Genomic DNA, 19,574 nt, shown 5'->3' on the forward strand with positions numbered 1-19,574 from the left:
ACTCAGGGAGATCGTTCCCCGCAGGTCGGGCGGGTCCGGGGGGTCAGCCGCGCGGGGCCAACGCCTCCCATCGCAGGGTCACTTCGCCCTGCCGCCACCGCGCCGGCCCGTCCGTCACCGGCCAGTCGGCGGCCACCTCACGCACCGCCCGGATCCAGCGCTGCCGGGCGCCGTAGGAGGCGTAGGGCGCCGCGGACGCCCAGGCGCGGTCGAAGTCGCGCAGGAACGCGTGCACGGGCTCGCCGGGAACGTTGCGGTGGATGAGCGCCTTCGGCAGGCGCTCGGCCAGGTCCGAGGGGCGCTCCAGCGAGCCGAGCCGGGTCGCGAAGGTGACCGTGCGCGGCCCCTCCGGGCCGAGCGCCACCCACACATGCCGGCGCCCGATCTCGTCACAGGTCCCCTCGACCAGCAGCCCGCCCCGGGAGCCGGCCGCCGGATCGGCCGGCGCGAGCCGCCCGCACAGCCGTTCCCAGACCGCGGCGACCTCCGCCTCGCCGTACTGGCGCAGGACGTTCGCCGCCCGGATCAGCAGCGGCCGCCGGGGGAGGGGGATCTCGAAGCCGCCGTGCCGGAAGGCGAGTCCGTCGCGCTCGTAGGGCTTCGCCGCGGCGACCCGCGCGGGCTCGATCTCGACGCCGACCACGCGGGCGCGGGGGGCGGCCTCCCGCAGTCGCGCGAGCAGTTCGACAGCCGTCCAGGGGGCCGCACCGTAGCCGAGATCGACGGCGACCGGATCGGCGGCGCGGCGCAGTTCGGCGCCGTGGGTGGCGGCGATCCAGCGGTCCATGCGGCGCAGCCGGTTGGGGTTGGTCGTCCCGCGCGTCACCGTTCCCACGATGGGGGTTCCCCTGCTCGAGCGAAGCCGAGGGTGGGGGAGGGTCGCTGCGCGGGCTGTCATGCGTACGAGGGTATGCGGGCACCAGGAGCGGGTCGTACGCCGTGGGGCGCGGGCGGCCGGTGAGCCCCGTGGGGCCGCTCGGGGCCCCACGGGGCTCACCGGCGGGGCCGCTCGGGGCCCCGCGGTCCCGGAGTGGGCAGGACGTGCCGCGGCCCCTCCGTGCGGGGCGCGGGCGGGCCGTGGGTCACAGGCCCCGGGGCGCGCAGGACGTGCCGCGACCCCTCCTCGGCTTCGGCCGGACGGGCAGGTTCGAGAGGCGGAACCACGCACAGAACCCTCGAACGGTTGAGCGAGACTCGGTAATGATTCGGCAAATACGGAGCGGCGCGGGAAATGGAGCGGCGACGTCCGGTGTTGCAAGCCCGTGGAGGGTCCCCCACACCCTCCGACAGGCATGTCCGCAGCAAGGAGGAACGCCACGTGAGCCAGTATGTCAGCAGGCTCGGGCGGCGCACCCCGGCGGCACCCTCCCGGCTCAGGCTGCACCGCCGCCCCCGCCGCGTGGCCATGCTCTCCGTGCACACCTCACCGCTCCACCAGCCGGGCACCGGAGACGCCGGCGGCATGAACGTCTACATCGTGGAGCTCGCGCAGCGCCTCGCCGCGATCAACATCGAGGTCGAGATCTTCACCCGAGCGACCACCGGCGGCCTCGCGCCGACCGTCGACCTCGCCCCCGGCGTCCTGGTCCGCCACATCGACGCGGGCCCCTACGAGGGGCTGGCCAAGGAGGACCTCCCGGCCCAGCTGTGCGCCTTCACGCACGGGGTGATGCAGGCATGGGCCGGTCACCGCCCCGGCTACTACGACCTGGTGCACTCCCACTACTGGCTGTCCGGGCACGTCGGCTGGCTGGCCGCCCAGCGCTGGGGTGTCCCCCTCGTGCACGCCATGCACACCATGGCGAAGGTCAAGAACGCCAACCTGGCCGACGGCGACACGCCCGAGCCGCCCGCCCGCGTCATCGGCGAGACGCAGATCGTCGCCGCCGCGGACCGCCTCATCGCCAACACGGCCGAAGAGGCCGGCGAACTGGTCCGGCACTACGCCGCCGACCACGGCAAGGTCGCCGTCGTCCACCCGGGTGTGAACCTGGAACGCTTCCGCCCCGCCGACGGCCGCGCCGCCGCCCGCGCCCGCCTCGGCCTGCCCCAGGACGCGCTGATCCCGCTCTTCGCGGGCCGCATCCAGCCCCTCAAGGCCCCCGACGTCCTGCTGCGGGCGGTGGCCGTCCTCCTCGACGAGCGCCCCGACCTGCGCCCGAACCTCGTCGTCCCGGTGGTCGGCGGCCTCAGCGGCAGCGGCCTCGCCAAGCCCGAGGGTCTGCAGAAGCTCGCCTCGCGCCTGGGCGTCGCCGACGTCGTACGGTTCTGTCCGCCCGTCGGCCAGGAGCAGCTCGCGGACTGGTTCCGGGCGGCCTCCGTTCTGGTGATGCCCTCCTACAGCGAGTCCTTCGGCCTGGTCGCCATAGAGGCCCAGGCCGCCGGTACGCCGGTGCTGGCGGCCTCGGTCGGCGGCCTGCCGGTGGCCGTACGCGACGGGCAGACCGGCTTCCTGGTCCAGGGGCACCGTCCGGCCGACTACGCGCGCGTGCTGCGCGACTTCGCCGACGACCCCGCGCTGTCGCCCCGGATGGGCGCGGCCGCCGCACGGCACGCCCAGTCGTTCGGCTGGGACACCGCCGCCGCGGCCACGGCCGACGTCTACAGCGCCGCGACCCAGTCCCACCGGCGTCGCGTACGCTCCCACCATGGCTGATGCGAAGACGGCGGCCCAGGTGATCGAGGGCTTCCTGAAGGACGCCGAACTCGACTGGGAGAGTCCCGCTCCCGGCAACTACGTCGTGAAACTCCCCGGCACCCGCAAGCTGTCCACGACCGTCTCCCTCCTGGTCGGCAGACACTCGCTCTCCCTCAACGCCTTCGTGGTCCGCCACCCCGACGAGAACGAGTCGGGCGTCCACCGCTGGCTCCTGGAGCGCAACCTCAAGCTGTACGGCGTGAGTTACGCCGTCGATCCCCTCGGCGACGTCTACGTCACCGGCAAGCTGCCGCTGGCCTCGGTCACCGCCGACGAGATCGACCGGCTCTTCGGCCAGGTGCTGGAAGCGGCCGACGGAAGCTTCAACACCCTTCTGGAGCTCGGTTTCGCCTCCGCGATCCGCAAGGAGTACGCGTGGCGCGTCTCGCGCGGCGAGCCGACCCGCAACCTGGAGGCGTTCGCCCACCTCACCCGGCGCCCGGCCGACTGATCACCGCGGCTCCGTCGCCCGTCACGCCCGGTCACGCCGTCCCGTCAGCCCGTACCGTCCCGGCGTCACCCCCACCAACTTCCTGAAGTGCCGGGTGAGATGGGACTGGTCGAAGAAGCCGGTCGCCGTGGCCACCTCGCCCGGCGGGCGGCCGTCGAGCAGCAGGCGTCGGGCCCGGTCGACCCGGCGGGAGGTCAGGTACTGGTGCGGGGCGATGCCGTAGGCGCCGCTGAACGCCCGTACGAGATGCGCGGGATGGGCGTGCACGAGTCCCGCGGCCTCCTCCAGGCCGATGCCGTCGACGACGTGCTCGTCGAGCAGTTCCCGCAGCCGGCGGGCGAGCACCGGGTCGGGGCGCGGCGTGCCCGACCCCGTGGCCGGCCGCAGCACGGCGCGCAGCCGCTCGGCGATGAGCGTCAGCCGGCTCTCCGCCTCCAGCTCGTCACCGGGGTGTTCCATCGCGGTGTGCAGCCGGCCGACGCGCCGGCGCAGCACGGGGTCCCGCAGGTCGGGCGCGTCCACGGCGGCCCCGATGAGGTCGGTGCCGAGCCGGCTGTCGTCGAGGTACAGCACCCGCTTGCGGAAGCCGTGCGGGGTGGCGGGGGAGCCGTTGTGCGGGACGTGCGGCGGCAACAGGGACACGGTGTCGTGCGGGGTGCCGTGCTCGTGCCGGTCGAGGTCGTACCGTACGGCGCCGTCGTCCACGATGAGCAGCGTCCACGCGTCGTGGACGTGCATCGGGTAGGCGTACTCGGTGAAATGGGCGTGGAACACCTCGACGACACCCGGGATGCGGGGGCGCCACGCGGTGACCTCACGCCGAGCGGCCATGCAAAGAACGTACAAGACGGTGCCGTACACCGGTCGGCAGTCTCAAGGCATGAACGCAGGAACGAACCCTGAACCCGTGATCCGCTTCGACACCAAGATCGCCGTCCTGCTGCGGGAGGACCTGGAGACCTGGCAGCGCCTGAACGTCACCGCGTTCCTGGTGAGCGGCCTCGGCACGGAGGTCCCGGAGGTGATCGGGGAGCCGTACGAGGACGCCGGCGGAGTGCTGTACCTGCCCATGTTCCGCCAGCCGGTTGTGGTCTTCGAGGGCACCAAGGAGACGCTGAGGGCCGCGCACACGCGCGCGCTGTCCCGCGCGCTGCCCCGGGCCCTGTTCACGTCCGACCTCTTCGCCACGGGCAACGACCGCGACAACCGGGCGGCGGTACGGGCCGTGGGCACGGCGGACCTGGACCTGGTGGGGCTCGCGGTGCACGGCCCGAAGAACGCGGTGGACAAGGTGCTCAAGGGGGCGCGGATGCATCCGTGAGCGGACGGGGAGGCCGGCCCGCCGCGCTGAGGGGACGGGGGGTCCGCCCCCGCCGCGCTCAGAGAGCGGCGGGGGCGGACCCCCCGTCGGCCGGGGCCGGAACGGGGATTGCCGCCGGTACCGATGCCGGCAGCGGTACCGGTGCGGTCGCGGTCGTCCCCACCGTCGCCGCCGCGGGCCCCCCGTCCGGCAGCCGGCGCATCAGCAGGCCGTATCCGATGGCCGCCGCGGTGCCGACCAGCGCGCACAGCCCCCACAGCCAGTCCGCGCCGAACCGGTCGATGACGAACCCGGACATGAGGGGGGCCACCAGAGCCGCGACGGACCAGGACAGGGTGTACACGCCCTGGTAGCGGCCGCGCCCGTGAACGGGGGAGAGGCGGACGACGAGACCGGTCTGCGTGGGCGCGTTCACGATCTCGGCCAGCGTCCACACGCACACCGTGAGGGCGAAGACGCCGACGGACCCGGCGAGCGCGGTGAGCCCGAAGCCGTAGCCCGCGAGCAGGGACGAGACGACCAACAGCCGCCTGGGGTCCCGGTGTTCGATGAGACGGGTGACCGGGATCTGGAGCACGACGATCAGGACACCGTTGACGCCGATCGCCATGCCGTAGTCGGCGGGGGTGAAGCCGGCCTCGCCCATGGCCACCGGCAGCCCGACGGCGCCCTGCTGGAAGACCAGGGCGACGAGGAAGCACAGCCCGACGACACTCATGAAACGTCCGTCGCGCAGCACGGTGCCGAGGCCGACGCCGGCCGCCGCCTGCTTGCCTGCCGGTACGGCGGGCCTCGACTCCGGCAGCTTCAGGAAGACCACGACCGCGCAGAGCGCCGTCATCCCGGCCTCGATGAGGAACCCGGCGCGATAGCTGTACTCGGCGATGAAGCCCGCGCCCATGGAGGAGACGGCGAACCCGAGGTTGATGGCCCAGTAGTTCAACGAGAAGGCGCGGACGCGGTCCTCGGGCCGCACGATGTCGGCCATCATCGCCTGCACGGCCGGCCGCGAGGCGTTGGAGGTCATGCCGACGAGGAAGGCGACGCCGGCGATGGCGACCGGGTCGTGCGCGAAGCCGAGCAGAGCCACGGACACGGCCGTCGACGCCTGGGCGACGAGCAGGGTGGGCCGCCGCCCGAGCCGGTCCGCCAGCACGCCGGCGACCAGCGAGGAGACGACCCCGCCGAGCCCGTGCAGCGAGGCGACGAGACCGGCGTACGAGGCGGAGTAGCCGCGGTCGAGGGTCAGATACAGCGCCATGAAGGTGGCGACGAACGCGCCGAGCCGGTTGACGAGGGTGCTGATCCACAGCCACCAGAACGCCCGGGGAAGACCGGAGACGCTCTCGCGGGCGGCACGTCTCAGGGCGGCGACGGACATGGCGGATCCCCCACGGATGTAAGCGGCTCAGGCGGTAGGCACACATTACGAGGGGGCGATCGGGGCAGGCCACTCGATTAACAGATCCCGTCAACCGTCCGTCCTTCGAGCGGACACGCAGGCGGTCGAAGCCTTCCATTACGCTCATACGCATGGCCGACGCACCGTACAAGCTGATCCTCCTCCGCCACGGCGAGAGCGAATGGAACGCGAAGAACCTGTTCACCGGCTGGGTGGACGTCAACCTCAACGAGAAGGGCGAGAAGGAGGCAGTCCGCGGCGGTGAGCTGCTCAAGGACGCCGGCCTGCTCCCCGACGTGGTCCACACCTCGCTCCAGAAGCGCGCCATCCGCACCGCGCAGCTCTCCCTGGAGTCCGCCGACCGCCACTGGATCCCGGTCCACCGCAGCTGGCGCCTGAACGAACGCCACTACGGCGCCCTCCAGGGCAAGGACAAGGCGCAGACCCTCGCGGAGTTCGGCGAGGAGCAGTTCATGCTCTGGCGCCGCTCCTACGACACCCCGCCGCCGCCCATCGAGGACGGCTCGGAGTTCTCCCAGTCGGACGACCCGCGCTACGCGACCATCCCCCCGGAGCTCCGCCCCCGCACGGAGTGCCTGAAGGACGTCGTCATCCGGATGCTCCCGTACTGGTACGACGGCATCGTCCCCGACCTCCTCACCGGCCGCACGGTCCTGGTCGCGGCCCACGGCAACAGCCTCCGCGCCCTCGTCAAGCACCTCGACGGCATCTCCGACGCCGACATCGCGGGCCTGAACATCCCCACCGGCATCCCCCTCGCCTACGAACTGGACGCCGACTTCAAGCCCCTCACCCCGGGCGGCACCTACCTCGACCCGGACGCGGCAGCGGCGGCGATCGAGGCGGTCAAGAACCAGGGCAAGAAGAAGTAACGCGACGCTCCGAGCCCCCTGCCCGCGGCCTCCCCGCGAGCAGGGGGCTTGTTGCTGCGCTGGGCCGTGTCGGGCCCTGAGCGGTTGGGTCGGTCCGACGGGAGTCAGGAGCCGAGGAGGCCGGGTTCCGGTTGCTCCCTCACTTCTCTCGTCTCCCGCGCCGACCGGTTGCGCCGGTCCGTTGGACCCGCACTCCCGGGGCAGGGGCTGTCCGGAGGTGGAAGGCGAGAGGCGCCACGTGCCGAGTCCCCGCAGTTCCCCGATCGGGTGGGCGCCCTCGCCCCGAAGGCGCCCGCACGGTGGGCGGGGCCGTCAGGCTTTCGCCCCCGTCGTCGGGTTCGCCACGGGCGCGTTCTGGGTGATCCGGCGGCGGGCGGTCGGGAGGCCGAGGGTGGGGTTGGTGACGCCCCAGGCCGCGCCCTTGCAGATCAGTTCCTTGTAGAGGGCGGCGAGTCGGCCGGTCAGGGCCGCGCGGACGGGGCGGTCGTCGGCGGTGACGTACTGGATCAGGCCCTCCTTGCGGCCGAGCGAGATGCACTGGTTGTAGTAGCGGAGGGTCACGTTCGGGAGCTTTCCGCCCGTCAGACGGGCCGCGATCGCGTCGGCGGCCTGCCATGCCGAGGGGGTGCCCGAGGCGCAGGACATCCGCAGCGGTTCGCCGGTGGAGCCCATGGCCAGGGCCGCGTCGCCGATGGCGTACACCCGCGGGTGCGAGACCGAGCGCATGGTCCCGTCGACCACGATCTGTCCGGTGCCGCTGACCTCCAGGGTGCTGGCCGCGGCGATCGGGTGCACGGCGAAGCCCGCGGTCCACACGGTGACCGCGGCGGGGACTGACCCGCCGTCCGCGAGGGTGACCCGGTCGGCCTCCACGCCGGTGACGGCGGCGTGCTCGTGCACGGTGATGCCGAGCCGGTCGACGACCTTCCGCAGGTGTCCCCGGCCCTTGGGCGACAGCCCGTCGCCGAGTCCGCCGCGAGCGGCGAGCGTGACCGCGAGGTCCGGACGTGCCTCGGCGATCTCGGTCGCGGCCTCCAGCCCGGTGAGGCCGCCGCCGACCACGACCACGGCCTCCTGGGCGTCCAGGCCGGCCAGGCGCTCGCGCAGCCGGAGTGCTCCGGGGCGGGAGGCGATCTCGTGGGCGTGCTCGGTGGTGCCGGGGACGCCCTGGCTGTGCCAGCCGCTGCCGAGGGCGTAGACGAGGGTGTCGTACCCCAGTTCCTCCGCGCCGTTCGCTCCGCTGATCGCGACGGTCCCGCGGTCGACGTCGACGCCGGTGACCTCGGCGACCGTCACGTCGACGCCGGTGCCCGCGAACATCTCGGCCAGCGGCCGGGGCGGGAGGTACTGGCCGGTCGCCAGCTGGTGCATCCGGACGCGCTCGACGAAGTCGGGTTCGGCGTTGACGAGGGTGATGGCGACGTCCTCGGGGCGCAGCCGCCTGGCGAGGCGTCCGGCGGCGATGGCTCCGGCGTATCCGGCTCCGAGGACGACGATGCGGTGCTGCATGTTCCTGCTCCTGTCGTGGGCGGATGTGCCCCTTGAACCGGGCGGCCCCCCGTTTCCTGACAGGACGCGGTGTGAAGCACCTCACACCGGCGCCGTAGGGGGTCAGAAGACGGTGAGCAGCGGTTCGCCGTGCTCGGTGGCCGCCCAGTGGCGGGTCGCCCGTTCGAGCTTGTCGGGGTTGACCTGGCTGCGGAACGCGGCGATGCCCTCGGCGGTGACCTCCACGCAGGTGACGCCGATGACCCGGCCGTCGATGACCGCCACGAGGGCGGGGCCGCCGTTGGCGGTCGTGGCGTACATCGCGGGCGAGCCGCCGACCAGCGCCCGCTTGGCCTTGCCCGGCTTGAACAGACCCCGCATGAAGGTCGCGACCGCGAGGGCGCCCTCGAACGCCTTCGCGCGCGCCGGGACCTTCCCGCCGCCGTCGCCGACCGCGACGGCGTCCTGCGTGAGCAGCCGGACCAGCGGCTCGGTCCTCCCGCTGGCCGCGGCCGCGAGGAACTCGTCGATGATCCGGCGGGCCGCGGCCGCGTCGACCTCGCTGCGCGCCCTGCCGTCCGCGACGTGCTTCCTGGCACGGTGCAGGATCTGCTGGCCGGCGGCCTCGGTGATGCCGAGGATCTCGGCGATCTCCCGGTGGGTGCAGCCGAACGCCTCCCGCAGCACGTACACCGCGCGCTCGTTGGGGGAGAGCCGCTCCAGCAGGGCGAGGACGGCGTACGAGACGGATTCGCGCTGTTCGGCGGTGTCGGCCGGCCCGAGCATGGGGTCCCCGGCGAGCAGTGGCTCGGGGAGCCAGTGCCCCACATAGGTCTCGCGCCGCGCGCGGGCCGAGGTGAGCTGGTTGAGGCACAGGTTGGTGAGGACCTTCGTCAGCCACGCCTCGGGGACCTGGATGTGGTCGATGTCGGCGGCCTGCCAGCGCAGGAACGTCTCCTGTACGGCGTCCTCGGCCTCGCTCGCCGAGCCGAGAAGGCGGTAGGCGATGGCCTCCAGGCGGCGCCGAGACGCCTCGAACCGGTCCACATCGTCCACGGTCAGCGCCATGGCCCGGATCCTAACTCCCGCACCCCGCCCCGGCCCACGCCGCCCACCGCGCCGGGCTTCGGCCCGCACCAGTCCGCGTCCCGCCCGGCTCACGCCGTACACCGGCTCACGCCGTACACCGGCTCACGCCGTACACCGGCTCACGCCGTACACCGGCTCACGCCGTACACCGGCTCACGCCGCGTCCCGGCTCACGCCGCGTCCCGGCTCACGCCGCGTCCCGGCTCACGCCGCGTCCCGGCTCACGCCGCGTCCCGGCTCACGCCGCACACCGTCCCGGGCTTCGGCCCAGACCAGTTCGCGCCCCGCCCGGCCCACACCAGTCCACGCCCCGCCCGGCTCACGCCGCACCAGGCTCCGGCCGCCCCCACCCGTCGGGGACCACCTCACACCGGCCCCCGCCACGCGCCGATCCCCACCTCACACCGGCCCACACCGACCGGCAGCACGAAGGGCCCCGGCGCCTTCCCGCACCGGAGCCCTTCGACGACGTAGCAGATCCCCGTGCGCACCGACGGCGGTGATGTCCGGCGCCGTCCTCGACGCCTTACGTCCGCCACGGCCTCGCGGATCTCCTCAGCCGCGCCGGCCGGGTTGCCGATGGCAGCCTCAGCCGCGCCGGCCGGGTTGCCGGATGGCAGCCTCAGCCGCACTGACAGCTCAGCCGCACTGACAGGGGTTGCCGGACTGGCAGCCGCAGCCGCAGCCCGAGCCGCAGCCGCACGCGCCGAAGAGCGGGAGGCTGGTGATCTCGGCGGGCTGATCGGTCCGGCGTTCCTGCGTGGGGTCGGGCGCGGGGGTGCTGGGGGATTCGGCCATGGGTCCCTCCCTGGAGGCTGGTGCCTGCGCCCATTGGACGCCCGCCCGGCCGGGCGCATCAACGGCGCACGGTGGCTCGCGCGTGGGCGGAGCGGGTCCGTGTCACCCCGCTCCGCCACTCCCGCCTCACCCGGCTCGGGCGGCGCGTGGGATCGCCCCGGGAGGGTCAGGCCCCCTCGACCCCGGCGACGGACTGGATGTCCTGCTGGACGGCGTCCGCGTGCTCGCCCGTCACCAGGAACACCACGCGCTTGGCCACCGAGACCGCGTGGTCGGCGAAGCGCTCGTAGTAGCGGCCGAGCAGGGTCACGTCGACGGCCGTCTCGATGCCGTGCTTCCACTTGTCGTCCAGCAGGTGCTGGAACAGCGTGCGGTGCAGCAGGTCCATCTCGTCGTCGTCCTGCTCCAGCTGGAGGGCCAGGTCGACGTCCTTGGTGATGATGACCTCGGCGGCCTTCGCCATCAGGCGCTGGGCGAGCTGGCCCATCTCCAGGATGGTCGCGTGCAGGTCGTGCGGGATGGCCCGCTCGGGGAAGCGCAGCCTGGCCAGCTTGGCCACGTGCTGGGCCAGGTCGCCCGAGCGCTCCAGGTCGGCCGACATGCGCAGTGACGTGACGACGATCCTCAGGTCCGTCGCCACCGGCTGCTGGCGCGCCAGCAGGGCTATCGCCCGGGCCTCCAGGTCGTGCTGAAGCTCGTCGACCTTCTTGTCGGCCTCGATGACGCTTTCGGCCAGCTTCAGGTCGGAGTCGAGGATGGCCGTCGTGGCGCGCCCGATCGCCGAGCCGACCAGCCGGGCCATGTCCACCAGTCCGTCGCCGATCGAATCCAGTTCCTCGTGGTACGCGTCCCGCATCTGGGTTCCCTCTCCTACGTGATCTTCGGGGGCTCCGGGGGCCGGGGTTCCGGCTGAAAACCGGCGGTGCGATCCCCACGTTCCCACGTTCGGGCCTGTACGCGTCGGTTTCCGTCACCCCAAATGAACCAACACTGGCTCCTAGGTGAACTCTGGGCGACGAGTGTTCGAGGTCGCACTCGGATGGCTGTGGCCGGGACGGATCCCATGCCTAACCTGGGCCCATGGACGTGAACGCGGCGGTCGCCGCAGCGGCGGCGATCGCCGGGGTGCTCACCGGTGTCATCGCCGTGCTGGCGTTCCGCTGGAGCGAACGCGACCAGAAGCGACCGACCAGGACATCGCTGCACACGGACCCGGTCCTTCCGCCGGGCGTGGACACGGTCCTGTCCGTGCTCCGCTCCTCGGCCGTCGTCCTCGACGAGGCGGACGCCGTGGTCAAGGCCAGCTCCGCGGCGTATGCCCTCGGGCTGGTCCGCGGCGGCAAGCTCTCCGTGGAGCCCATGCTGCTGATGGCCAGGGACACCCGGCGGGACGGGGAGATACGCCAGGTCGAACTGGACCTGCCGCGGCGGGGCACCGGCCGCGGTGAGGCACTCGCCGTGTCCGCCAGAGTCGCCCCGCTCGGTTCCCGGCTCGTTCTGCTGCTTGTCGAGGACCTCACCGAGGCCCGGCGGATAGAGGCGGTACGGCGCGATTTCGTCGCCAACGTCAGCCATGAGCTCAAGACGCCCGTCGGGGCGCTGTCCCTGCTGTCCGAGGCCGTCATGGACGCGGCCGACGAACCCGACGCGGTGCAGCGCTTCGCCGGACGCATGCAGATCGAGGCGACCCGGCTCACCAACCTGGTGCAGGAGCTGATCGATCTCTCGCGGGTCCAGAACGACGACCCGCTGGAGGACGCCGAACCCGTCCGCGTGGACGAACTGGTCGCCGAGGCCATCGACCGCTGCCGGCACCAGGCCGGCGCCAAGCAGATCACCATGGCCGCCGGCGGCACCGCCGACCTGCACGTCTGGGGGAACCGGGGGCAGCTCGCCGCCGCCCTCGGCAACCTGGTGGAGAACGCCGTTAACTACTCGCCCGCGCGGACGAGGGTCGGCATAGCCGCCCGCAGGCTCACCGCGCAGGGTGGTGACATGATCGAGGTCGCCGTGACCGACCAGGGCATCGGCATCACCGAGAAGGACAAGGAGCGCATCTTCGAGCGCTTCTACCGCGTCGACCCCGCCCGCTCCCGTGCCACGGGTGGTACGGGCCTCGGGCTGGCGATCGTCAAGCACGTGGCCGCCTCGCACGGCGGGGAGGTCACGGTGTGGAGTTCTGAGGGTCAGGGCTCCACGTTCACCCTGCGGCTGCCGGAGGCGGGTGCGGCCCGAGACCGCGCCCAGCAGCACCCCGCCCACGACGGACTCGACGACGAGCCCGGGCGGTCCTCTTCCGCACACCCCCACACGCCCCCGTACGAACCGCTTCCCGCCCCGGAGGTCCTTCCGTGACCCGAGTGCTTGTCGTCGAGGACGAGGAGTCCTTCTCCGACGCCCTGTCGTACATGCTCCGCAAGGAGGGCTTCGAGGTCGCCGTGGCGACCACCGGGCCCGACGGACTGGACGAGTTCGAGCGCAACGGCGCCGACCTCGTCCTCCTCGACCTGATGCTGCCCGGTCTGCCGGGCACAGAGGTGTGCCGCCAGCTGCGCGGCCGCTCCAACGTGCCGGTGATCATGGTCACCGCCAAGGACAGTGAGATCGACAAGGTCGTCGGTCTGGAAATAGGAGCCGACGACTACGTCACCAAGCCGTTCTCCTCACGCGAGCTGGTCGCCCGAATCCGGGCCGTCCTGCGCCGTCGCGGCGAGCCGGAGGAGGTCACGCCGGCCGCGCTGGAGGCCGGCCCGGTCCGGATGGACGTCGACCGCCATGTCGTCACGGTCTCCGGCTCCAAGGTCGACCTGCCGCTCAAGGAGTTCGACCTCCTGGAGATGCTGCTCCGCAACGCCGGCCGGGTACTGACCCGCATGCAGCTCATCGACCGGGTCTGGGGCGCCGACTACGTCGGTGACACCAAGACCCTCGACGTCCACGTCAAGCGGCTGCGCGCCAAGATCGAGCCGGACCCGGGCGCCCCGCGGTACCTCGTGACGGTCCGCGGCCTCGGCTACAAGTTCGAGCCGTAGGCCGGCCCGTCCCCGTGGCCTGACGGCGAAGGGACGTGACGACGCCTACGACGGAAGGGCGGGACCTCGTGAGGAGGTCCCGCCCTTCCGTCGTACCCGTGTCTGCCGGGCGGCTCTGTTCTACGACCGCTCAGTTGCCGGTGGCCGACGCGCTCGCGGAGGCCGAGTCCGACGGGGTGGGCGACCCGGAGGCGGAGGCGTCACCCGACGGCTTGCCGGAGGCGCTCGCCTTCGGCGAGGAACTGTCCGCCGCCGAGGGGACGGTCGTCGGACCCCAGGTGGAGAAGTAGGAGTCGGCGGGCACCACGAAGGCACGCAGGCTCACGTCACCGGTCTTGCTGAAGGTGAAGGTGATCTTCTGCGCGTTGCCGTCCCGGACGCCCTCACCGGGGTCGGTGAGCGCGGCGGAGGCGTTGCCCGAGCCACCGAGGATGACGTGACCGCCGGCCGGGATGGTCAGCTTGCCCTTGCCCTTGGCGGGCATGAGCTTCGCGCTGCCGTCGCCGGCCACGCTGACCTCGTCCAGGGTCTGGTCGGTGGAGCCGTTGTTGTAGAGGGTGGCGGAGACCACGGCCGGACCCGGGGACTGGGCGACGGGCTGGGTGATGACAAGAGCGTTCTGGATCTTGATGTCACCGACCGTCGTCTCCGCGTTGTCCGGCTTGACCTCCAGGGTCTGCGCGTCGGTGCCGGCCCCGCACGCGGAGAGCGCGGCGATCGAGAACGCGGTGGCGGCGGCGGCGAGGGCGCCGCGTCGAAGGCTGCTGCTCACGGCGGCGGCAACTCCTTGACTTGAGCGGGGCGGCCGTAAAGCCGCGCTAAGTGACTGTCAGCGGCCTCAGGTTACCGAGCCGTTCCCGCCGGGCCGCACCCGACCCTCCCCACGGGCCCGTCTTTCCGGCCGGCCGGGGCGCGCGGGGTGCGGCGCACGTGCTCACAAGCGCTCCGGAGGCGCATTGACCGGGCACTCGTCCGCCATTCACATAAGAGCTCAGGCATACCGCGCGCACCGGACCGCGGATTTTCCGCGGAGGAATGCGCGGCCGTACCGGGAATTGATCAACGACTGCCGGGCCGGACGTTCCGGGGCGCGTTCCGCCGGGCGTTCCCGGTACCTTCCGACGCGTGTTCAACCGTGCGTTCTGCCGGACCTTCCGCGACGCATCCGCCGGGCCTTCCCCGGGTGTTCCGCCGGCCGACGTGATCAATTCCGGATTCGTCCCGTACCCGCCGCGCACACCGAACGGAGTAGCGGAAGTCGCACGCTTGCAACCGGACATTTGGGGATGTTCGCCTCCTGGGAGGGGTCTCCCGGCGTGTGTGACGTACGGGTTTCGCCTCCCCCGGACAGTGGCTCCGACCTGCGAATACCTTCCTCCGCTCGGCCCGCGCAGCACGTTCCTGTTGCTGTTGTCAAGCCCCGAGATATGCCCTGACCTGCGAAAACGCCATTCAGAACCCGCCGTTTCCGTGTTACTCTGGATAGCCACGGAAGGGGTACCTGTCACATGACGTTCAAGGTTGGCGACACCGTGGTCTATCCCCATCACGGGGCCGCGCTGATCGAGGCTATCGAAACTCGCCAGATCAAAGGCGTGGACAAGACCTACTTGGTGCTGAAGGTCGCCCAGGGTGACCTGACGGTGCGTGTGCCAGCGGACAATGCGGAGTTCGTGGGCGTGCGTGATGTGGTCGGTCAGGACGGACTGGACCGGGTCTTCGAGGTGCTGCGCGCGCCGTACGCCGAGGAGCCCACGAACTGGTCGCGTCGCTACAAGGCAAACCTGGAGAAGCTCGCCTCCGGCGATGTCATCAAGGTCGCGGAAGTCGTGCGTGACCTGTGGCGTCGTGAGCGCGAGCGCGGACTCTCCGCAGGTGAGAAGCGCATGCTCGCCAAGGCCCGCCAGATTCTGGTGAGTGAGCTCGCTCTCGCGGAGAACACGAACGAGGACAAGGCGGAGGCCCTGCTCGACGAGGTTCTCGCGTCCTGAACTGACGCCGGCAGCCAGCCTGCTCAGCCCAGCGCACAGTGAAATGCCGCGGTGCCCGATGACGTAGTCCTGTCGCCGGGCGCTGCGGCATGTTCATGCCCGGATGCCGACTGTGGACGGCGGGAGAGGCGAGCCGTCCCTGACGAGCCACCGTGGTCCCGGACGCCGTACCCGAAGTCCGTACGCACGGGATGGGGGCCCCGATACTTGGTGTGCCGGGGCCGGGCTGCCGCCTGGACCGGGGTCACGGAAGGGTCCGGTCAGGCGTCGCGCCCGGCACTCCTCCTGGCCATACCCACGTAGGTTCGGCACACAAACCTGACAGGAACCGATGTCTGACGTACCGCGCCCTTCACCCGCCGGGGCCCGTACCGCCGCCGTGATTCCGGCCGCCGGCCGGGGCGTACGCCTTGGTCCGGGTGCCCCCAAAGCGCTCCGCGCGCTGAACGGGACGCCCATGCTCATCCACGCGGTGCGCGCCATGGCCGCCTCCCGTGCCGTCTCCCTGGTCGTCGTCGTGGCCCCGCCCGACGGAGCCGCCGAGGTCAGGTCCCTGCTGGACACGCACGCCCTGCCCGACCGGACCGACTTCCTGGTCGTCCCCGGCGGTGACACCCGCCAGGAGTCCGTGAAGCTCGGCCTGGACGCCCTGCCGCCCGGCCACGACATCGTGCTCGTGCACGACGCGGCCCGGCCGCTGGTGCCGGTGGACACGGTGGACGCCGTGATCGAGGCCGTACGCGACGGCGCCCCCGCCGTGGTGCCGGCGCTGCCCCTCGCGGACACCGTCAAGCAGGTCGAACCGGCGGCGGTGCCGGGCGAGCCGGAGCCCGTCGTCGCGACGCCGGAGCGGGCACGGCTGCGGGCGGTGCAGACCCCGCAGGGCTTCGACCGGGCGACGCTGGTCCGGGCGCACGAGACGGTCGGCGACGACGTCACCGACGACGCCAGCATGGTCGAGCAGCTGGGGCTGAAGGTCGTGGTGGTGCCCGGGCACGAGGAGGCCTTCAAGGTCACCCGCCCGCTGGACCTGCTGCTCGCGGAGGCGGTCCTGGCGCGCCGGAGGCTCAACGATGGCTTCTGACGACTTCCCGCCGCTGCCCCAGGTCGGCATCGGCACCGACATCCACGCCTTCGAGGAGGGTCGCGAACTGTGGTGCGCCGGCCTCAGGTGGGAGGGCGAGGGCACCGGGCTCGCCGGCCACTCCGACGCGGACGTCGTCGCGCACGCCGCCTGCAACGCGCTGTTCTCGGCGGCCGGGCTGGGTGACCTGGGACAGCACTTCGGCACCGGACGGCCCGAGTGGTCCGGCGCGTCCGGCGTCACGCTGCTGACGGAGGCGGCCCGGATCGTGCGGGCGGCCGGGTTCCGGATCGGCAACGTCGCGGTGCAGGTCGTCGGCCCCCGGCCGAAGATCGGCAAGCGCCGGGAGGAGGCCCAGAGGATCCTCTCGGCGGCGGCGGGCGCGCCTGTCTCGGTGTCGGGCGCGACGACCGACGGGCTCGGCTTCCCCGGCCGCGGCGAGGGACTGATGGCCGTGGCCACGGCACTGGTGGTGCGCACGGGCTGACGGGCCCGCGGGCCGCCGGTCCCCTCGGGCGCGCGGGTCGGCGGGCGTACGGCGTGAGGGCCGGCGGGCGTACGGCGTGACAGGTGGCGGGCGTACGGCGTGACAGGTCATCGGGCCCCACGGCCTGACGGGCCGGCGGGCCGAAGGGCCGGGCAGGCGGGTGTGTGGTCCGTGGTGAGGGCGCGCCCCCCTGACACCCGTGCCCGACTTCACCCCAACCGTCTGAGGCATGCCCCCGCGCCCACTACCCTGGAGGGGTGACTATTCGCCTGTACGACACCAGTGCCCGGCAGATTCGTGACTTCGCCCCGCTCAAGCCGGGTTGTGTCTCGATCTACCTGTGTGGCGCCACCGTGCAGGCGGCACCGCACATCGGGCACATCCGGTCGGGGCTGAACTTCGACATCATGCGCCGCTGGTTCGAGTACCGCGGCTACGACGTCACCTTCATCCGCAACGTCACGGACATCGACGACAAGATCATCACGAAGGCCGCCGAGCAGGGCCGGCCCTGGTGGTCGATCGGGTACGAGAACGAGCGCGCCTTCAACGACGGGTACGCGGCCCTCGGGTGCCTCCCGCCGGCGTACGAGCCACGCGCCACCGGCCACGTGCCCGAGATGATCGAGATGATGCAGGGCCTCATCGAGCGCGGTCACGCCTACGCGGTCGACGGCAACGTCTACTTCGACGTGCGCTCCTTCCCCGGCTACCTCCAGCTGTCCCGGCAGGAGCTGGACAACCTGCTCCAGCCGTCGGGTGACGGGGAGACCGGCAAGCGCGACTCGCGCGACTTCGCCCTGTGGAAGTCCGCCAAGCCGGGGGAGCCCACCTGGGCCACCCCGTGGGGCCGCGGGCGGCCGGGCTGGCACCTGGAGTGCTCCGCGATGGCGCACAAGTACCTGGGCACCGCCTTCGACATCCACGGCGGCGGACTCGACCTGATCTTCCCGCACCACGAGAACGAGATCGCCCAGGCCAAGGCGTTCGGCGACGACTTCGCCCAGTACTGGGTGCACAACGCCTGGGTCACCATGGCCGGCGACAAGATGTCCAAGTCGCTGGGCAACTCGGTCCTGGTGAGCGAGATGGTCACCCGCTGGCGGCCCATCGTGCTGCGCTACTACCTCGGCACCCCGCACTACCGCTCGATGATCGAGTACAGCGAGGAGTCGCTGCGCGAGGCCGAGTCGGCGTTCGCGCGCATCGAGGGCTTCGTGCAGCGGGTGGTGGAGAAGGCGGGGGGCGCCGTCGAACCCGCCGCCGAGGTGCCGCCCGCGTTCGCCGAGGCGATGGACGACGACCTGGGCGTGCCGCAGGCGCTGGCCATCGTGCACACCGCCGTCCGGCAGGGCAACAGCGCGCTGGCCGCCGACGACAAGGAGGCCGCCGTCGCCCGCCTCGCCGAGGTCCGGGCCATGCTCGGCGTCCTCGGTCTCGACCCGCTCGACCCGCAGTGGGCCGGCGGAACCGACCGCGGGGACGATCTGCACGGCGTCGTCGACAGCCTCGTACGGCTCGTGCTGGACCAGCGTGAGGCGGCCCGCACCCGCAAGGACTGGGGCACCGCGGACGCCATCCGCGACCAGCTCACCCAGTCGGGGCTCGCCATCGAGGACGGTCCGCAGGGGGCGCGCTGGAGCCTCGGCCCGCGCTGAGTCCGCAGGGGCTCAGGTGATCGATTGTGCCGTCCGGGCCTCCGGGCGGCACACTTCATAGACGTACGCAATCAGTGCGGCCTCCACGGAGGTGTCCGCACGCCACACACAGACAGGTAGGTCATGGCCGCTAACAACCGCCGCATGTCCGGCAAGAAGGGCGCGCAGGTCGGCAGTGGCGGCCAGCGGCGCCGGGGCCTTGAGGGCAAGGGCCCCACCCCGCCGGCCGAGGCGCGCAAGGGGCACAAGAAGAACCGTGTCGCCAACGCCAAGGCGAAGCAGACCGTGCGCCGTCCCGCGCCGCGCGGCCGCGGCGGCAAGGGCACGTCGGAGATGGTCGTCGGCCGCAACTCCGTCGTCGAGGCGCTGCGTGAGGGCGTGCCCGCCTCCATGCTGTACGTCCAGCAGTTCGTCGACAACGACGAGCGGGTGCGCGAGGCGCTCCAGCTCGCCGCCGAGCGCGGCGGCATCCACCTCATGGAGGCGCCGCGCCCCGAGCTGGACCGGATGACCAACGGGCTCAACCACCAGGGGCTCGTGCTCCAGGTCCCGCCGTACGAGTACGCGCACCCCGAGGACCTCGCCAACGCCGCCTACGACCACGGCCAGGACCCGCTCATCGTCGCCCTCGACGGGGTCACCGACCCGCGCAACCTGGGTGCCGTCGTGCGGTCCGTCGCGGCCTTCGGCGGCCACGGTGTCGTCGTGCCCGAGCGGCGCGCGGCCGGGATGACCGCCGGTGCGTGGAAGACGTCCGCCGGCGCCGCCGCCCGTACGCCCGTCGCCCGCGCCACCAACCTGACGCGCGCCCTGGAGGCGTACAAGAAGGCGGGCATCGTGGTCGTCGGTCTCGCCGCGGACGGCGAGACGGAGGTCGGTGAGCTGGCGGCCCTGGACGGGCCGGTCGTCATCGTCGTCGGCAGCGAGGGCAAGGGCCTGTCCCGGCTGGTCGGGGAGACCTGCGACCACCGGGTGCGGATCCCCATGCCGGGAGGTGCCGAGTCGCTGAACGCGGGTGTGGCGGCGGGTGTCGTGCTGTACGAGGCGGCGCGCCGGCGGGCCTGAACACACGTTCAGGGCCCTACCCGTACGGGTCGATCCGGGCGTTCAGGACGAGCTTGACGCGGTCCGGACACATCCGGCGAGTCAAAGCAGTGTCCTAACCACACGTCACTCGGTTAG

At 72.3% G+C, this 19,574-nt stretch carries 19 protein-coding genes; 11 read left to right on the forward strand and 8 right to left on the reverse strand.

The window, feature by feature from the left end; all coding sequences use genetic code 11:
• Window positions 1–43: 43 nt before the first annotated feature.
• Window positions 44–835 carry a class I SAM-dependent methyltransferase gene (locus AC07AZ_RS11920; protein WP_478846458.1) on the reverse strand — a complete coding sequence of 264 codons (792 nt, stop codon included), beginning with the start codon at window positions 833–835 and terminating at the stop codon, window positions 44–46.
• Between the two features lie 483 nt (window positions 836–1,318).
• Here AC07AZ_RS11920 and mshA point away from each other — a divergent pair, with 483 nt between their 5' ends.
• Window positions 1,319–2,656 carry a D-inositol-3-phosphate glycosyltransferase gene (mshA, locus tag AC07AZ_RS11925; RefSeq protein ID WP_478846460.1) on the forward strand — a complete coding sequence of 446 codons (1,338 nt, stop codon included), beginning with the start codon at window positions 1,319–1,321 and terminating at the stop codon, window positions 2,654–2,656.
• Complete coding sequence (locus tag AC07AZ_RS11930) at window positions 2,649–3,149, forward strand: type III secretion system chaperone family protein (RefSeq protein WP_478846462.1); 501 nt, start codon at window positions 2,649–2,651, stop codon at window positions 3,147–3,149. The genes mshA and AC07AZ_RS11930 overlap by 8 nt, the downstream gene beginning before the upstream one ends.
• A gap of 21 nt (window positions 3,150–3,170) precedes the next feature.
• On the opposite strand, the gene AC07AZ_RS11935 is transcribed toward AC07AZ_RS11930, so the two are convergent.
• Complete coding sequence (locus AC07AZ_RS11935) at window positions 3,171–3,980, reverse strand: helix-turn-helix transcriptional regulator (RefSeq protein WP_478846464.1); 810 nt, start codon at window positions 3,978–3,980, stop codon at window positions 3,171–3,173.
• On the opposite strand from AC07AZ_RS11935, the gene AC07AZ_RS11940 reads away from it, so the two are divergent.
• On the forward strand, window positions 3,979–4,470 hold the full coding sequence (locus AC07AZ_RS11940; protein WP_478846467.1) for a DUF2000 family protein: 492 nt from the start codon (window positions 3,979–3,981) through the stop codon (window positions 4,468–4,470). The two genes, AC07AZ_RS11935 and AC07AZ_RS11940, sit on opposite strands and share 2 nt — an antisense overlap.
• A gap of 58 nt (window positions 4,471–4,528) precedes the next feature.
• Here AC07AZ_RS11940 and AC07AZ_RS11945 read toward each other — a convergent pair whose 3' ends face one another.
• Window positions 4,529–5,851 (reverse strand): MDR family MFS transporter, encoded by a 1,323-nt coding sequence (locus AC07AZ_RS11945; RefSeq protein ID WP_478846469.1) that lies wholly within the window; start codon window positions 5,849–5,851, stop codon window positions 4,529–4,531.
• A gap of 152 nt (window positions 5,852–6,003) precedes the next feature.
• On the opposite strand from AC07AZ_RS11945, the gene AC07AZ_RS11950 reads away from it, so the two are divergent.
• Entirely contained in the window at window positions 6,004–6,765 is a 762-nt protein-coding gene (locus AC07AZ_RS11950) for a phosphoglyceromutase (RefSeq protein ID WP_478846471.1), read from the forward strand.
• Window positions 6,766–7,077: 312 nt separating this feature from the next.
• Here AC07AZ_RS11950 and AC07AZ_RS11955 read toward each other — a convergent pair whose 3' ends face one another.
• From AC07AZ_RS11955 to phoU, 4 genes are all read right to left on the reverse strand, one after another.
• Window positions 7,078–8,274, reverse strand: coding sequence for an NAD(P)/FAD-dependent oxidoreductase (locus AC07AZ_RS11955; RefSeq protein WP_478846473.1), 1,197 nt, complete (start codon window positions 8,272–8,274; stop codon window positions 7,078–7,080).
• A gap of 102 nt (window positions 8,275–8,376) precedes the next feature.
• Window positions 8,377–9,321, reverse strand: coding sequence for an RNA polymerase sigma factor SigJ (sigJ, locus tag AC07AZ_RS11960; RefSeq protein ID WP_478846475.1), 945 nt, complete (start codon window positions 9,319–9,321; stop codon window positions 8,377–8,379).
• A gap of 660 nt (window positions 9,322–9,981) precedes the next feature.
• Window positions 9,982–10,140, reverse strand: a complete 159-nt coding sequence (locus AC07AZ_RS11965) for a hypothetical protein (RefSeq protein WP_478846477.1) — start codon at window positions 10,138–10,140, stop codon at window positions 9,982–9,984.
• 166 nt (window positions 10,141–10,306) lie between these two features.
• Complete coding sequence (phoU, locus tag AC07AZ_RS11970) at window positions 10,307–10,996, reverse strand: phosphate signaling complex protein PhoU (protein ID WP_478846479.1); 690 nt, start codon at window positions 10,994–10,996, stop codon at window positions 10,307–10,309.
• A gap of 224 nt (window positions 10,997–11,220) precedes the next feature.
• Between phoU and phoR the strand changes: the two genes are divergently transcribed.
• A complete protein-coding gene (gene phoR, locus AC07AZ_RS11975) occupies window positions 11,221–12,495 on the forward strand; it encodes a two-component system sensor histidine kinase PhoR (protein WP_478846481.1) in 1,275 nt (424 codons plus the stop codon).
• Window positions 12,496–12,500: 5 nt separating this feature from the next.
• A complete protein-coding gene (gene phoP, locus AC07AZ_RS11980) occupies window positions 12,501–13,172 on the forward strand; it encodes a two-component system response regulator PhoP (protein ID WP_004000192.1) in 672 nt (223 codons plus the stop codon).
• A gap of 130 nt (window positions 13,173–13,302) precedes the next feature.
• On the opposite strand, the gene AC07AZ_RS11985 is transcribed toward phoP, so the two are convergent.
• Entirely contained in the window at window positions 13,303–13,944 is a 642-nt protein-coding gene (locus AC07AZ_RS11985; RefSeq protein ID WP_478846483.1) for a copper chaperone PCu(A)C domain-containing protein, read from the reverse strand.
• A 736-nt stretch (window positions 13,945–14,680) separates the two neighbouring features.
• Here AC07AZ_RS11985 and AC07AZ_RS11990 point away from each other — a divergent pair.
• The 5 genes from AC07AZ_RS11990 (at window position 14,681) to rlmB (ending at window position 19,457) form a co-directional block, all read left to right on the forward strand.
• Window positions 14,681–15,163 carry a CarD family transcriptional regulator gene (locus AC07AZ_RS11990; protein ID WP_003953493.1) on the forward strand — a complete coding sequence of 161 codons (483 nt, stop codon included), beginning with the start codon at window positions 14,681–14,683 and terminating at the stop codon, window positions 15,161–15,163.
• A gap of 331 nt (window positions 15,164–15,494) precedes the next feature.
• Window positions 15,495–16,247 carry a 2-C-methyl-D-erythritol 4-phosphate cytidylyltransferase gene (gene ispD / locus AC07AZ_RS11995; RefSeq protein WP_478846485.1) on the forward strand — a complete coding sequence of 251 codons (753 nt, stop codon included), beginning with the start codon at window positions 15,495–15,497 and terminating at the stop codon, window positions 16,245–16,247.
• Window positions 16,237–16,734, forward strand: coding sequence for a 2-C-methyl-D-erythritol 2,4-cyclodiphosphate synthase (gene ispF / locus AC07AZ_RS12000; protein WP_478846487.1), 498 nt, complete (start codon window positions 16,237–16,239; stop codon window positions 16,732–16,734). The genes ispD and ispF overlap by 11 nt, the downstream gene beginning before the upstream one ends.
• 257 nt (window positions 16,735–16,991) lie before the next feature.
• Window positions 16,992–18,392: a cysteine--tRNA ligase gene (cysS, locus tag AC07AZ_RS12005; protein WP_478846489.1), complete on the forward strand. Its 1,401-nt coding sequence runs from the start codon at window positions 16,992–16,994 to the stop codon at window positions 18,390–18,392.
• 123 nt (window positions 18,393–18,515) lie between these two features.
• On the forward strand, window positions 18,516–19,457 hold the full coding sequence (rlmB, locus tag AC07AZ_RS12010) for a 23S rRNA (guanosine(2251)-2'-O)-methyltransferase RlmB (RefSeq protein ID WP_478846491.1): 942 nt from the start codon (window positions 18,516–18,518) through the stop codon (window positions 19,455–19,457).
• Window positions 19,458–19,574 lie beyond the last annotated feature (117 nt).

Source organism: Streptomyces sp. NPDC043878, from assembly GCF_056435735.1.

Coding starts and splice junctions, on each gene's coding strand:
- AC07AZ_RS11930 (WP_478846462.1), top strand. CDS start 2,649: ATGGCTGATGCGAAGACGGCGGCCCAGGTGATCGAGGGCTTCCTGAAG.
- AC07AZ_RS11940 (WP_478846467.1), top strand. CDS start 3,979: ATGCAAAGAACGTACAAGACGGTGCCGTACACCGGTCGGCAGTCTCAA.
- AC07AZ_RS11935 (WP_478846464.1), bottom strand. CDS start 3,980: ATGGCCGCTCGGCGTGAGGTCACCGCGTGGCGCCCCCGCATCCCGGGT.
- AC07AZ_RS11945 (WP_478846469.1), bottom strand. CDS start 5,851: ATGTCCGTCGCCGCCCTGAGACGTGCCGCCCGCGAGAGCGTCTCCGGT.
- AC07AZ_RS11950 (WP_478846471.1), top strand. CDS start 6,004: ATGGCCGACGCACCGTACAAGCTGATCCTCCTCCGCCACGGCGAGAGC.
- AC07AZ_RS11955 (WP_478846473.1), bottom strand. CDS start 8,274: ATGCAGCACCGCATCGTCGTCCTCGGAGCCGGATACGCCGGAGCCATC.
- sigJ (WP_478846475.1), bottom strand. CDS start 9,321: ATGGCGCTGACCGTGGACGATGTGGACCGGTTCGAGGCGTCTCGGCGC.
- AC07AZ_RS11965 (WP_478846477.1), bottom strand. CDS start 10,140: ATGGCCGAATCCCCCAGCACCCCCGCGCCCGACCCCACGCAGGAACGC.
- phoU (WP_478846479.1), bottom strand. CDS start 10,996: ATGCGGGACGCGTACCACGAGGAACTGGATTCGATCGGCGACGGACTG.
- phoR (WP_478846481.1), top strand. CDS start 11,221: ATGGACGTGAACGCGGCGGTCGCCGCAGCGGCGGCGATCGCCGGGGTG.
- AC07AZ_RS11990 (WP_003953493.1), top strand. CDS start 14,681: ATGACGTTCAAGGTTGGCGACACCGTGGTCTATCCCCATCACGGGGCC.
- ispD (WP_478846485.1), top strand. CDS start 15,495: ATGTCTGACGTACCGCGCCCTTCACCCGCCGGGGCCCGTACCGCCGCC.
- ispF (WP_478846487.1), top strand. CDS start 16,237: ATGGCTTCTGACGACTTCCCGCCGCTGCCCCAGGTCGGCATCGGCACC.
- rlmB (WP_478846491.1), top strand. CDS start 18,516: ATGGCCGCTAACAACCGCCGCATGTCCGGCAAGAAGGGCGCGCAGGTC.